The organism is Bradyrhizobium sp. HKCCYLRH1034, from assembly GCF_051168375.1.
Lineage (GTDB): Bacteria > Pseudomonadota > Alphaproteobacteria > Rhizobiales > Xanthobacteraceae > Bradyrhizobium.
The window spans coordinates 95,071-108,131 of the sequence record NZ_JBNPUW010000010.1 but is presented as its reverse complement, the minus strand read 5'-3'; the positions used below and the strand labels follow the sequence as shown (position 1 = coordinate 108,131).

Sequence of the window (13,061 nt, the reverse complement as noted above, 5' to 3'; positions counted from 1 at the left end):
GTTCTCAGGACAGAGAACTCCGCGCGCGACGAGGCGCAATCACGCCGGCCGCGTCGCGATCCAGATCACGTGACGGGCGCCGCCGCCGCGGCCGGTGGCGCGGATGTTGATCTCCTCGGCGGCGAAGCCTGCCTTGCGCAGGCGCGGGGCAAAGCGATCGTCGGGGTGGGACGACCATACCGCCAGCACGCCGCCGGGGCGCAGGGCGGTGAAGGCGGTGCGCAGGCCCGAGGGGTCATACAGCGCGTCGTTGGATTGCCGCGTCAGTCCCTGCGGGCCGTTGTCGACGTCGAGCAGGATCGCATCATAGGTGCCGCGCGCCGCGGCGATCAGCTTCACCACGTCGCCCTCGCGGACGTCGACGCGCGGATCGGCAAGGCTGGCGCCGGACAATTCGGCCATCGGCCCGCGCGCCCAGGCGATCACCGCCGGCACCAGCTCGGCGACGGTGATGCGGGCCTGCGAACCCAGCACCTTCAGCGCCGCCCGCAAGGTGAAGCCCATGCCGAGGCCGCCGATCAGCAGCCGCGGAGCCGGCTCGGCCTTGATGCGGGCGCAGCTCAGGGTCGCCAGCGCCTCCTCGGATCCGTGCAGCCGGCTGTTCATCAGCTCGTTCGAACCGAGCTTGATCGAGAACTCCTTGCCGCGCTGCATCAGCCGCAGCGGCTCACCGCCGCCGGGCACGTCTGCGGTGTCGATCAGCTTCCAGGGAATCACGGGCGTCTCGCGTCAGTTCGGTTGCGGCATTCCAGGCGACAGAGTCGCCACGCTGGAGCCTGCTTACCATGTTGCCCGCATCCCATGCCAAGGGGCAGTCGCCACTCTCGCGACGACCTGCATCGCGTCGTTGCGCGTCATTGCGGTGGGGACACCAGCATCCAGGCGCCCGCGGCACTGCAAGCAATGCCGGCCGCGCGCGCGATCCATCGTCCGACCGGAGTCAGTTTCTCAAACAGCACGAGCAGGGTCAGAATGGCAATCCACATCACGCTCATCACCCCGCCGACGAACAGCAGCGCCATCAGAGCCCAGCAGCAGCCCATGCAATAGCCGCCGTGTCGAAGCCCCAGCAGCACGCAGCCCTGCAGGTCGCCGCGAAAGCCGCCGTGACGCATCAGGAACAGAAGCGGCGACTGGCATTGGGCAAGGCAGGCGCTCTTCAGCGGCGTCCACTGATAGATGCCTGCCGCGATCAGCACGATGGCGCCGAGCAGATGGTTGTCGATCGCCATCCGCGAATCCAGCAGCGCGGTCCGCTCCACACCCCATTGCAGGCCGGTCGCCACGAGCGAAAAGCCGCTCCAGGCGAGCAGATAGCCGGCCGCAAACCAGCCGGTCGCCGCGAACGGCTGGCCCTGCGCGCGGCCGTGTCGACCCACACGGGCGTACATCAGGATCATGGGCGCCGCCGAAGGCGCCATCATCCCGACCATCATCGCCGCCCACATCAGGAACACATAGGCGAACTCGATCGCGCGCCACGGCTCGCTGGCCGGCAACATGATTCCGATGCCGGCCGGGATCATGCGGAAGCCGGTCATGTCCATGCCGCCCATGTCCATGTCGTTGGCAAGCCAGAGAACATAAGCCCACGACAGGGCGACCATGACCGCGATCGCGCCGCCGACGATCCAGCGATCGCGCCGCAGCACGGCTTCCAGGGCGCTGCCGGTCATCTGCAAGGCGGGTTGCCGGCCTTGCGCCACGTCGAATTAGGCCTGGTTGGACCAACTGATCGACGCGTACAGGCCGTTCTTGCCGGAATTGTCCCAACGCATGCCGTGATCGTTGTAGGTGTTGCCCGCCGCGCCGACGGCGAGCGCCATCCTGTCCGGGCTGACGGGATGGCCGATGTTCACCCACATCTCTCCGCTCGGGTGCATGGTCGGCAGCGGCTCGACGGACATGTGCAGAATGTCGGTGATGTCGGCGGATCGCGTCTTGCCATCGATCCGGAAGTTGATGGCGACTTTGCGCACGCCGAGATTGGTGCTGATCAGCGGCGTGAACGCAGCCATCGGGCCGCCGGCAACCCCGGTGAAGATCGCGGCCATCGCCTCCGTCTGCGGATCGTCGGCGCGCTGATCGACATAGGCGGCGATCGACCAGTCTCCATCCCCCATCACGCCGGGCGCATGCAGCATCACCGCCGCGTTGAGGCCATCGAGCGCGACATCGCCATAGCGGCCGGTTTCGATGTGGAACAGCAATGGTACGTTGCAGAACCCCTCGGTCGGTTGCGCGGTCAGGGGAGGGGCGGCCGACATGAGGCACGGACACAGCAGGCTGCAGCTGCAATTCTCGAAATAGTCACCGGACAGGTGCCATGCGACTGGGTCTGCCATCGCTGTCTCCCGCTAGGCCGAACCGACAAATTGCTTTCGAATGCGCGATCTGCAGCTGAAAGCTACGCCGCATGGGGACGTGCCGCAAGCCGATAAATGATCAGTCTCCGCGTCGTGACTGCGCCTCGGGCCGATCCGCTCATACGGTATGCGTGATCGTCGGCTGAATGGCCGGCCAACAGGCCGGCTCCGATTGCGATTGATCGCAGGGCCCGATGGTTATGGACTCCGACTACCCGCCCGTCACGCTCATGTGCCGGCTGACGCTCGGACGGTTGTGGCGGCGGTCGATGATGAAGTCGTGGCCCTTCGGCTTGAGGCCGATGGCGCGGTCGATCGCGGCGCTGAGCTCCTCGTCGCTGGCCGAGGCACGCAGCGGCTTGCGCAGGTCGGAGGCGTCCTCGTGGCCGAGGCAGGTGTGCAGGGTGCCGGTGCAGGTGACGCGGACGCGATTGCAGCTCTCGCAGAAATTATGCGTCATCGGCGTGATGAAGCCGATCGTGCCGCCGGTCTCGGCGACGCGGACGTAGCGGGCCGGGCCGCCGGTGGTCTCGTCGAGGTCGGTCATGGTGTAGGTCTGCGCCAGACGCGCGCGCAGCAGCGACAACGGCAGATACTGGTCGATGCGGCCCTCGCCGATCTCGCCCATCGGCATCACCTCGATCAAGGTCAACGCCATGCCCTTGCCGTGCGCCCAGTCGATCAGCGAGGGTATCTCGTCCTCGTTCATGTTCTTCAGCGCGACGGCGTTGATCTTCACGGCGAGACCTGCGGCGCGCGCCGCCTCGATGCCGGCCAGCACGCGCTCGAGATCGCCCCAGCGGGTGATGGCGCGGAACTTGTCCGGGTCGAGCGTGTCGAGCGAGACGTTGATGCGACGGACGCCGCAATCGGCGAGCTCGGCGGCATATTTGGCGAGCTGCGTCGCGTTGGTCGTCATCGTCAGCTCGTTGAGCGCGCCGCTCTTCAGATGTCGCGACAGCGAGCGGACCAGGCCCATCACGTTGCGCCGGACCAGCGGCTCACCGCCGGTGAGCCTGAGCTTCTTGACGCCCTTGTGGATGAACGCCGAGCACAGCCGGTCGAGCTCTTCGAGCGTCAGCAGGTCGGCCTTCGGCAGGAAGGTCATGTCCTCGGACATGCAGTAGAAGCAGCGCAAGTCGCAGCGGTCGGTCACCGAGACGCGCAGATAGCTGATGCGGCGACCGAAGGGGTCGGTCATCGGGCGCGTCAGGGCGGTGTCACTCAACGTCTCTGCGGTCATGGAAAGCCTTGGCTGGTGGCGGCCCAGGTGGCGGCGATGCCACGCGGCGGCCGCGCAAGCGCGGCCGGATGTCGGTCTCACGACAATCTAATCATGATCGCCGCGCCCCACAATCATCGACGTGGATCCGTCGATGCTGCAATGCAGCTTCGCCTTGGCAAGCGGACGCGCGGGACGACGGTCCGCTATTGGCGTCCCGGCGCGGGGGCGGGGAAGGCGGACCCGGTGGCCGCCGGTGCAGCGGCGGACTTCTGCGGCTTCGGCTTCTTCGGCCGCATGCGCTTGACGGCCTTCGGCGGCGCGCCGGGCATCGGCTGCAGCTCGGCGACGACCGGGCTCGGGTCCATCACCACCGGCGGCGAGGTGTTGAAATCGCCGGAGTTGCGGATCACCTGCACCGGGATGGTCGCGGGCTGGTACTTGTCCATCGTGAAGGTGACGCTGAAGCCCGCATCGGGCGCCGGCACCGAGACGGTGCACGGCGTCTTGCAGCCCGGTCCGAGCGAGGTCTTGGCGTCGGCGCCCGGCGGCACGGAGTCGAGCTGCACCGGAACCTCGGGCGCTGCCATCTTGAAGCTGTCCATGGAGAAGGACGAGCAACCGGCCAAGCCGGCTCCCGCAACCGCAATTGCGATGACACGCCGCATCATGATGTCCGCCCCACAACCCTGCGGCCATCGGCCGCAATCCCAGGGCGACCATAGGAGCGTCAGAACAGCGGCGCAACTGCGGTCAACCCTATTCTCAACAGAACGTTAACGCACCGCAAGGTGCGGATTCAGGTCGACAGGGCAGTGGGTTAGGGTGCGATGCGGCAGTGGAATCGCAAGTTGACTCACGCGATCCTGAGCGATGGGCTGAGGGCCGCGACGGCGGCCGGCAGCTCGCGCATGTGGTCGATCAGGTGGTCCGGATTGAGCTCCGCGATCGGTACGTCGGTATAGCCAAAGGTGCAGCCGATCACCGGCACGCCGGCGCGGCGGGCGGCGCCGACGTCGGTGCCGGCATCGCCGACCATGATCGCGGCTCCGACCTCGCCGCCGGCCTGCGCGATGGTCTGGCGCAGGATCGCCGGATCCGGCTTGGCGACCCCGAACGTGTCGGCACCGCAGATCGCGGCGAAGCGGGAGGACAGGCCGAGCTGGTCGAGCAGCCGCTTCGACAGCCATTCCAGCTTGTTGGTGCACACCGCGAACTGGCAGCCGCGGCCGGCAAGCTCGTCGAGCGCCGCCTCCAGCCCCTCGAAGGGGCGCGATTCGATGGCGATGTTCTCAGCGTAGAAATCGATGAAATGGGTGGTGAGGCGGCCGATGTCATCGGTGCTGGCGAAGCGACCCTCCGCCTCCAGACCGCGCTCGATCAGCTTGCGGGCGCCGTGGCCGATCATCTTGCGGGCCGAGGCCAGCGGCACCGGCCGCAGACCCTCGCGCTGCAGGACGTGGTTGAGCGCGCTGATGAGATCCGGCGCCGTGTCGACCAGGGTGCCGTCGAGATCGAAGACGATGGTGCTGGAGATGGGCATCGGTATCCGCTAGCGGCCGGCTTACGTCCTTGCAAGAGGCCCGCAATGGCTTTTTGTCCGATTTCGTGGCCGGCGAGAGCTAGGCCCCGCGTCAAAACATCGCTAGATATGCGCCGGCTTTCGGCCCCCGTCCGTGGGGGTCTCGGGGTGTGAAGGGCGGGTTCCTTGGTCGACATGGATGCATTGAAGCGGCAGGCGGCGGCGCGTGCGCTGGAGGAGGTCGAGAGCGGCATGAAGCTCGGTCTCGGCACCGGATCGACTGCCAAGCATTTCGTCGATCTGCTCGGAGAAAAGGTGCGCGCCGGCCTCAAGATCGTGGGCGTGCCGACCTCGGAGGCGACAAGGGCGCAGGCGCAAGCGTGCGGCGTGCCGCTGACCACGCTCGATGAGATCGACCGGCTCGACATCACCATCGACGGCGCCGACGAGATCAATCCGGCGCTCGACCTGATCAAGGGCGGCGGCGGCGCGCTGCTGCGCGAGAAGATCGTCGCCAGCGCCTCGGATCGCATGATCGTGATCGCCGACGACAGCAAATGGGTGGCGCAGCTCGGCCGCTATCCGCTGCCGGTCGAGGTGGTTCCGTTCGGCCTCGCCGCGACCCAGCGCGAGATGAGTGACGCCTTCGCCACGGCCGGCGTGTCCGGGCCGATGAGCCTGCGCAAGTCCGCAGACGGCCACGTTTTCGTCACCGATGGCGGCCACTGGATTATCGACGTCCGCCTTGGGGAGATCATGGATCCCCCGCGCCTGGCGGGTCTTTTGAGCGCAATTCCGGGCGTGGTCGAGCATGGGCTGTTCATCGGCCTCGGCAGCACGGCGATCCTGGCAGGCGCACAGGGAATTCGCGTTATCCAGCGGCCCTGAGCGCGGCACGAGGCTGCGCTCATGGCGGCAACTCACAGGAGACTTGGAATGAAGAGCGTGTTCAGAATCTTGCCGGCCGCCGGAATCGTGCTGGCCTTGGCCTCGGCAAGCCCGGTTGCGGCGCAGGGCCAGGCACCTGCGCTGAAGCCGGCCTCGCCCGCCTGCATGGCCGGCGCGCGCGAGATTCTGGGGATGAAGAACGCGGCTGCGATGTACGCCAATGCCGTCCCCGGCATCGTGCAGCAGACCAAGCAGGCGCTGCTGCAGTCCAATCTCAACTACCAGAAGGACCTCGACGAGGTCGCCGTGGTGGTCGCGCAGACCTACGCCGGCAAGGAGAAGGAGATCGGCGAGAAGATGGCGCAGATCTACTGCAACGAGTTCTCCGACCAGGAGATCGCCAACCTCGTCGCCTTCTACAAGTCTGCCATCGGCCAGAAGCTGCTTGCGGCGGAGCCGAAGGCGATCCAGATGAGCATGCAGGCAATGAACCTGTGGGCGGCGGAGTTTTCCGACACCGTCACCGCGCAGTTCCGCGCCGAGATGCGCAAACGCAACAAGCCGATCTGAGGCTTGCGGCCGAAAGGCCAGGTCGGGGGAGAGATGGCTGAATTCGACGTCGACCTGTTCGTGATCGGTGGCGGCTCGGGCGGCGTGCGCGCCGCCCGCATCGCCAGCGGCTATGGCGCCCGCGTGATGGTCGCCGAGGAATACCGCATGGGCGGCACCTGCGTGATCCGCGGCTGTGTCCCTAAGAAGCTGTTCGTGATCGGCTCGCATGTCCGCCAGGAGATCGCCGATGCCGCCGGCTTCGGCTGGACCATCCCGACCGCGACCTTCGACTGGCCGACGCTGATCAGGAACAAGGACAAGGAGATCGCCCGGCTCGAGGCGGCCTACACCAGCAACGTCGAGAAGTCTGGCGCCAGGATCGTCAAGACCCGCGCGGTGCTCGAGGACGCCCACACCGTGCGGCTGATGACCGGCGAGACCGTCCGCGCCAAATACATTCTCATCGCGACCGGCGGCGCGCCCAACCACGGCACGCCGATTCCCGGCATCGAGCACGTCATCTCCTCCAACGAGGCGTTTCATCTCGACGAGTTGCCGCGCCGCATCGTGATCCAGGGCGGCGGCTACATCGCGCTCGAATTCGCCTGCATCTTCGCCAATTTCGGCTCCGACGTGACCGTCGTCTATCGCGGCGACAACATCCTGCGCGGCTTCGACGAGGACGTCCGCCGCCACGTCCGCTCCGAGATGGAGAAGGAAGGCATCACCATCCTGACCGGCTGCACGGTCACCAGCGTCGACAGGCACGGCCAGGACTACACCACGCATCTGTCGAACGGCTCCAGCATCGCCTCCGACAAGGTGATGTTCGCGATCGGCCGCCATCCGGCGGTGGCCAATCTCGGCCTCGAGAAGGCCGGGGTCGCAATCAATCCAAGGAACGGCGGCATCGCGGTGGACGCGTTCTCGCAGAGCTCGGTGCCGAGCATCTACGCGATCGGCGACGTCACCCATCGCTTCAACCTGACGCCGGTCGCGATCCGCGAGGGCCACGCTTTTGCCGACACCGTGTTCGGCGGCAAGACCGTGCGCGTCGACCACGCGGACATTCCGACGGCCGTGTTCTGCCAGCCTGAAGTGGGCACCGTCGGTCTCACCGAGACGCAGGCGCGCGAGCTCTACGACCGCGTCGACATCTACAAGACGAATTTCCGCCCGATCAAGGCGACGATGTCCGGCCGCGACACCCGGGTGCTGATGAAGCTCGTCGTCGATGGCGCCAGCGATCGCGTGCTCGGCTGCCACATCGTTGGCGACATGGCCGCCGAAATCACCCAGGCCGTGGCGATCGCCATCAAGATGAAGGCGACCAAGGCCGATTTCGACGCCACCATCGCGCTGCATCCCTCCGCCGCCGAGGAGCTGGTGACGATGCGCACGGTGACCGAGCGCCACGTGCGGCAGGCGGCGGAGTAGGGCACCAACTGCTTTTGGGGCTCGTGCGCGGCCGGCGTCCGTAGCGACTGCGTGGGCCGGTGCTCATGGTCTGACGACGGTCCACACCGTGGCCGATCGGGCATGCTGCCGTTGGAACCGTTCAGCGGTTGGAGAGCGACCAGCATGTCCCAAGATGATTGCCTTGCGACCTATCCGCCGCTCAACACCCTGAAGCCCGTTGCCGAGAACATCTGGATCGTCGACGGGCCCTTGATCCGCTTCGGCATTCCCGGGCTGAAATTTCCGTTTCCCACCCGCATGACCGTGGTGCGCTGCGCCTCCGGCGATCTGTTCATCCACTCGCCCACGCCGTTGACGCCGGCGCTGCGGGCCGAGATCGACCGGGAAGGCCGGGTGCGCGACATCATCGGTCCGAATCGCATCCACTATTGGTGGATCCCCGACTGGCAGGCGGCCTTTCCCCACGCGGCAATCTATCTGGCGCCGGGCATTCGCGCGCAGGCGAAGGGCCGCATCGAATTCCAGGGCAGGCCACTGGATCATAGCGGTGGCTATCCCTGGGATGATGAGATCGCGACCTTGCCCGTCCTCGGCAGCTATATGACGGAGGTCGTGTTCTTCCATCGCCCTTCGCGCACGCTGATCCTGACCGATCTGATGGAGAATTTCGAGCCGGCCAAGATCGGTGCCGGCTTGGCGCGCTACCTGAGTTGGATCGGGGGCGTCGGTCCGCCGCATGGCGGCCTGCCGCGCGATCTCCGGCTGACATTTACCTGGCGGCACCGACCCGAGTTGCGGGCCGCGGTCGAGACCATGCTGGCGTGGCATCCCGAGCGGATCGTGATCGCCCATGGCGCCTGGCACCGGACGAACGGCACCGAGATCCTGCGCGAGGCATTCTGCTGGTTGCTGCGGCCTTGAACCGCCGGCTGGGCTTCACGAGACCGGCCTTCGTGATGCCGTGCTTTTCTCGTCCCGCGACGGACGTATAAGCTCGTGCGATTGAGGTTGGCGCCAGGCATCCCTCGGCCGCGGAGGAGCTGGTGACGATGCGCACGGTGACCGAGCGCCACATGCGGCGGTCGGCGGAGTAGGTGGACGACCGCGACGCGCGGCCGGGTCAGGGGCCGGCTCGCCGGTAAAGCGCAAGGGCGCCGGCAAGGCTCAGCAGCGCGCCGCCGCAGATGCGATCGAGCCAGAGGGCACCGGAGCGCTTGAGGAAACGCATCGCTTGCGAGCCCGCGCTCGCGTAGGCGAGCATGATCAGGACATCGAGCATCGCGAAGGTGAGGGCCAGCGTGAGATATTGCGGCAGCTGCGGCGCGGACGGCACCACGAACTGCGGCAGGAATGCCGAGAAGAACAGATAGCCCTTTGGATTGGTGATCGCGACGAGGAAGCTTTTCAGAAACAGCGCGTGCGGCTGTCGTGACCCGTCCTTGCCGTCTGCGGACGCCGCAAGGTCGATCGACCCGCTGGACCGCAGCAGAATGAGCCCGAGATAGGCGAGGTAGGCCACGCCGGTCCACTTCACGACCGAGAACCAGAATTCGGAAGCGGCCAGCAGCGCGCCCAGGCCGACCGCGACGGCGCCGATGAGGATGAAGTCCGAAGCCACCGCGCCGGCGATGCCGGCCCAGGCGCGGCGTACACCGACACGCGAGCCGTTGGTGAGGGCCAGCAGCACCGTCGGACCGGGGGTCGCGATCCCGATGAAGGCGACGATGGCGAAGCTGAAGAGCGTAAGAGCGTTCACGTCAGAATAGCCTCGTTGGAAGACGCGCCAATAGGGCGCGGTTCGGCCGCGAACGCAAGACGTTCCTTGGAGGCGGCCAGCGATCGTCTTCGCTGACGCACGCTCGACCTGCCGGATCGCCAAGAGGCTTGACTCCCTCCCGGAAAACGCCGCTGGGCGCGATTGCCCGTTCAGCGCTCCACCCGCGAGGCGGTCAACTTCGTCGCGACGTAGGGCAGCGCGAACAGATACAGCCCCGTGCCGAGCAGCACGATGAGCGGAATCAGCGCCAGCAGGCCGACCCACAGCGGGGCTTGCGTCTGCGTCATCGCGGCGATGTTGATGATGACGGCGACCGTGAAGGCGATCGATACCCAGCGATGGACCTGCCGGACGGTGTTGTTCCAGTTCAAGTGCTTCTCCCCTGATGACGTCGTGATGCGCACGCCTCAGCCGAGGCGCGCGACGCTCTGTTCGAGCGCATCGAAGAATTTCGGCCAGCCGTAGCGTGCGCCCTGATAGGCGCGGGTCTGGTCGGCTGCGAAGCCGGTCTGCTCCATGCGCAGGTGCGTGCCCAAGGCGGTCGGCGTCAGCGTCCAGGTCACGACGCTGTCGAGGCCGGCCGCCGCCCAGGTGTAGGACAACGTCTTGTGCGGCTCGATGGTCACGACCTGGCAGTCGACGACGCCCCAGTCGGCCTTCAGCTTGAAGCGATGATCGACCGACGGCGCAAAGTCGTTGGTCATCAGCCACTCCGCGATCAGATGCGGCTGCGTCAGCGCGCGCCAGAGTTTTTCGGGCGGATGCGCGAATTCGCGCTCGACGACGACGGTGCGGGTTTCTGGCGCGGGTGAGCTCATTGATCCATCCTGTTGAGCAGAGTGTCGAGCTGGTCGAACCGGCTCTCCCAGAACGCAGCCATCCGGCTCGTCCAGTCGAGCAGCGGCGCCAGCGCCTTGGGTTGCGCGCGGTAATGCGTCTGGCGGCCTTCGTGACGCTCCCGCACCAGGCCCGCCTGCTTGAGCAGGCCGAGATGCTTCGACACCGCCGGCTGCGATACGCCGGCCTTGGCCGTCAGCGCCCCGACGGTCTGCTCGCCATGCCGGCACAGGCCTTCGAAGATGGCGCGCCGCGTCGGGTCGGCAAGCGTTCGGAACAGCATGTCGGGAGAGCGCGGCATTCGATCCATAACTCATTGGTTATGGATTGACGCATAACCGGTTGGTTATGGATTAGTCAAGCGGAATCCTTCGCCGGTCAGGCGCGATGGCGTAGCGCCTCGCACAGAACCGCGAAGGCGGGTGTGGTCTGCCCGACGAGCTCGCTTTCGATCTTCTCGGACCGCGGCCCGATCCGGTGCAGCAGACGCTCGCCGGCCTCGGTGGGAGCGACCGATCGCGTCGTGCGCGACAGCAGCCGCACGGCGAGCAAACAAGACTCCGCCGCCGAACACGCCTTCGTGACGAGCTCCGGGATCACGGCACAAGGGACGGCCAGGGGACGTCGCGGTGCTACCAGCCTGACAGCAGTAGCTGGAGGTGACGGAGATGCAGGCCAACGAGACCCCGCCGCGGCGCAAGCTGTCGATCACGCCGCAGGCGGCGCTGGCGGCGAGCGTCCTCGCCATCTTTCTGCTCCTGCACGTTGTCGCCGGTGCGATCCTGCGAGGTGCTGCCATGCGGGACGGCACGCAGGCGAAGCCGGTTTCGACGCTCCCATCCCACGATTGAAGCTCGCTCATTTCAACCCTCATCAGCCGGAGATATTCATGCCCGGGCTCGCCTCTTTCTTGTTGCTCAGCGCCGCCGTGTTCTCTGGCGCCTTCGTTTCCGGATTGGCCGGATTTGCCTTCTCGGCCGTGGCCGGCGCGATCCTGCTGCATGGTCTGCAACCGCTGGAGGCGGTGCCGCTGATGATGGCGTGCAGCGTCGGCGTGCAGGCGACGAATCTGTGGGCGTTGCGCAACAGCATCCGGTGGAAGGACAGCCTGGTCCTGATCCTGGGCGGGCTGCTCGGCGTGCCCTTGGCGCTCTGGCTGCTGCACAACGCGGACGCCCGGCTGTTTCAGCAGGTGTTCGGAGCGACGATTGCGATCTACGCCGCCACCATGCTGTTCAAGCCCGGCCTCGGCAGCGTTCGACGCATGAGCAGACATCGCACGGCGATCGTCGGATTCGGCGGCGGTCTGATCGGTGGCCTGACCGCGATGCCCGGAGCACTGCCGACCATCTGGTGCGAGATGCACGGCCTGCCGAAAACCGACCAGCGCGGCCTGGTGCAGCCCTTCATTGCCGTGATGCAGATCGCCTCGCTGGGGATGATGCTGGCCCGGCAGGACCTGTCGTCGAGGGTGATCGTCGATCTCGCGCTGAGCATTCCGGCTCTGCTCGCCGGCACGGCGCTCGGCATCTTCGCCTTCCGCAGGGTCAACGACACCTTGTTCAGGAGGCTCATCCTGAGCATTCTGCTGCTGTCCGGTGTGCTGCTTGTTGTCTGACCCCCGGCCGGCTCAATCGCGCCGGCGCCGACACGCCCTGCGATGAGGGCCGGCGACGGCCGTCACCCGACCCAGCCGGTCGCGATGGCATTCGCCCAGTCGTGCATGCCCTTGCGTCGTGCGAGTGCCGCCATCCGCGCGGGATCGTACGGCACATAGCGGATTGTCAGCGACCACCGTCCAAGCCGTTGCTCCGCGATCGCATAGCAGGCATCGGGCGTCCCGGTCTCGACGTGGTAGCCGTGCGGAGGGCGGCCGCGATAGCCGGGTAGCCCGACGCTGCCGGGATTGACGACGAGCCGGCCATCGCTGAGCCGGACAATGCGCGGAATGTGGCTGTGTCCGCACAGGATCAGCGAGGCATCGATGCCGGCGGCCCGTGCTTCGATACGCGCAAGGGGGCTCTGACGCAGCGTGCCATAGGCGGTGACCTCATCGAGCCAGAACACGGCGTCGTCGTCCGGCGCGGCATGGCACAGGAAGACGTCGTCGTGATAGATCAGCGTCGCCGGCTGCGCCGCCAACCAGCCGACATGCACCTGATCGAGGGCGCGGACGTCGCTGCGCCCCGTGTCTCCCGCACGATAGAGATCGATCATGTGCCGGTCCTGATCGCCCCGGATCGACGGAAAGTCGCGTGCCATCAGCATCTCCGCCGTTCGAACCGGTTCGAGCGGGCCGCTGAGATGATCACCGAGATTGACGACCTCATCGATGCCGAGCGCCGCAATGTCCTTCAGGACCGCGGCCAGCGCGTCGGAATTTCCGTGAATGTCGGCAATGGCCGCAAACCGCATGGGAGCCTCCGTTCAGAGAACGGCCGGCAGGGATTTTCCATGCGGGACCCGTTCGCTTTAGCT

The 13,061-nt window shown here is 66.7% G+C and carries 17 protein-coding genes and 1 pseudogene; 6 read left to right on the top strand and 12 right to left on the bottom strand.

Annotated features, from left to right (window positions below; all coding sequences use genetic code 11):
• Positions 1-39 precede the first annotated feature (39 nt).
• From ACQR0W_RS23515 to ACQR0W_RS23490, 6 genes are all read right to left on the bottom strand, one after another.
• A complete protein-coding gene (locus tag ACQR0W_RS23515) occupies positions 40-717 on the bottom strand; it encodes a spermidine synthase (protein WP_315752574.1) in 678 nt (225 codons plus the stop codon).
• A gap of 137 nt (positions 718-854) precedes the next feature.
• Entirely contained in the window at positions 855-1,676 is an 822-nt protein-coding gene (locus tag ACQR0W_RS23510; RefSeq protein WP_315717645.1) for a DUF2182 domain-containing protein, read from the bottom strand.
• A gap of 36 nt (positions 1,677-1,712) precedes the next feature.
• Complete coding sequence (locus tag ACQR0W_RS23505; protein WP_316170857.1) at positions 1,713-2,345, bottom strand: DUF1326 domain-containing protein; 633 nt, start codon at positions 2,343-2,345, stop codon at positions 1,713-1,715.
• A gap of 232 nt (positions 2,346-2,577) precedes the next feature.
• Positions 2,578-3,609: a GTP 3',8-cyclase MoaA gene (moaA, locus tag ACQR0W_RS23500; RefSeq protein ID WP_315717648.1), complete on the bottom strand. Its 1,032-nt coding sequence runs from the start codon at positions 3,607-3,609 to the stop codon at positions 2,578-2,580.
• Positions 3,610-3,794: 185 nt separating this feature from the next.
• A complete protein-coding gene (locus ACQR0W_RS23495) occupies positions 3,795-4,178 on the bottom strand; it encodes a hypothetical protein (protein WP_316165017.1) in 384 nt (127 codons plus the stop codon).
• Positions 4,179-4,444: 266 nt separating this feature from the next.
• Positions 4,445-5,131, bottom strand: a complete 687-nt coding sequence (locus ACQR0W_RS23490; protein ID WP_316170856.1) for an HAD family hydrolase — start codon at positions 5,129-5,131, stop codon at positions 4,445-4,447.
• Positions 5,132-5,305: 174 nt separating this feature from the next.
• Between ACQR0W_RS23490 and rpiA the strand changes: the two genes are divergently transcribed.
• From rpiA to ACQR0W_RS23470, 4 genes are all read left to right on the top strand, one after another.
• Complete coding sequence (gene rpiA, locus ACQR0W_RS23485) at positions 5,306-5,998, top strand: ribose-5-phosphate isomerase RpiA (RefSeq protein WP_315752604.1); 693 nt, start codon at positions 5,306-5,308, stop codon at positions 5,996-5,998.
• Between the two features lie 48 nt (positions 5,999-6,046).
• On the top strand, positions 6,047-6,568 hold the full coding sequence (locus ACQR0W_RS23480; RefSeq protein WP_315717652.1) for a DUF2059 domain-containing protein: 522 nt from the start codon (positions 6,047-6,049) through the stop codon (positions 6,566-6,568).
• Positions 6,569-6,601: 33 nt separating this feature from the next.
• Entirely contained in the window at positions 6,602-7,987 is a 1,386-nt protein-coding gene (gor, locus tag ACQR0W_RS23475; RefSeq protein ID WP_315827820.1) for a glutathione-disulfide reductase, read from the top strand.
• Positions 7,988-8,131: 144 nt separating this feature from the next.
• Complete coding sequence (locus tag ACQR0W_RS23470) at positions 8,132-8,890, top strand: DUF4336 domain-containing protein (RefSeq protein ID WP_316170855.1); 759 nt, start codon at positions 8,132-8,134, stop codon at positions 8,888-8,890.
• Between the two features lie 199 nt (positions 8,891-9,089).
• Here ACQR0W_RS23470 and ACQR0W_RS23465 read toward each other — a convergent pair whose 3' ends face one another.
• The 5 genes and pseudogenes from ACQR0W_RS23465 to ACQR0W_RS23445 all read right to left on the bottom strand — a co-directional run.
• The gene (locus ACQR0W_RS23465) at positions 9,090-9,725 is read right to left on the bottom strand and encodes a LysE family translocator (protein WP_316170854.1); all 636 of its coding nucleotides are present in this window, start codon (positions 9,723-9,725) and stop codon (positions 9,090-9,092) included.
• Between the two features lie 170 nt (positions 9,726-9,895).
• On the bottom strand, positions 9,896-10,117 hold the full coding sequence (locus ACQR0W_RS23460) for a hypothetical protein (RefSeq protein WP_315717656.1): 222 nt from the start codon (positions 10,115-10,117) through the stop codon (positions 9,896-9,898).
• Positions 10,118-10,153: 36 nt separating this feature from the next.
• A complete protein-coding gene (locus ACQR0W_RS23455; RefSeq protein ID WP_315717657.1) occupies positions 10,154-10,564 on the bottom strand; it encodes an SRPBCC family protein in 411 nt (136 codons plus the stop codon).
• Positions 10,561-10,884, bottom strand: a complete 324-nt coding sequence (locus tag ACQR0W_RS23450) for an ArsR/SmtB family transcription factor (RefSeq protein ID WP_315717658.1) — start codon at positions 10,882-10,884, stop codon at positions 10,561-10,563. The genes ACQR0W_RS23455 and ACQR0W_RS23450 overlap by 4 nt, the downstream gene beginning before the upstream one ends.
• A gap of 134 nt (positions 10,885-11,018) precedes the next feature.
• Positions 11,019-11,132: pseudogene (locus ACQR0W_RS23445) on the bottom strand (LysR family transcriptional regulator); the annotation flags it as partial.
• Positions 11,133-11,251: 119 nt separating this feature from the next.
• On the opposite strand from ACQR0W_RS23445, the gene ACQR0W_RS23440 reads away from it, so the two are divergent.
• Complete coding sequence (locus ACQR0W_RS23440; RefSeq protein WP_315752580.1) at positions 11,252-11,434, top strand: hypothetical protein; 183 nt, start codon at positions 11,252-11,254, stop codon at positions 11,432-11,434.
• A 38-nt stretch (positions 11,435-11,472) separates the two neighbouring features.
• Positions 11,473-12,201, top strand: a complete 729-nt coding sequence (locus ACQR0W_RS23435) for a sulfite exporter TauE/SafE family protein (protein ID WP_315752581.1) — start codon at positions 11,473-11,475, stop codon at positions 12,199-12,201.
• 62 nt (positions 12,202-12,263) lie between these two features.
• Here the strand turns inward: ACQR0W_RS23435 and ACQR0W_RS23430 are convergent, their stop codons facing one another.
• Positions 12,264-12,998 carry a metallophosphoesterase family protein gene (locus tag ACQR0W_RS23430; RefSeq protein WP_316165023.1) on the bottom strand — a complete coding sequence of 245 codons (735 nt, stop codon included), beginning with the start codon at positions 12,996-12,998 and terminating at the stop codon, positions 12,264-12,266.
• Positions 12,999-13,061 lie beyond the last annotated feature (63 nt).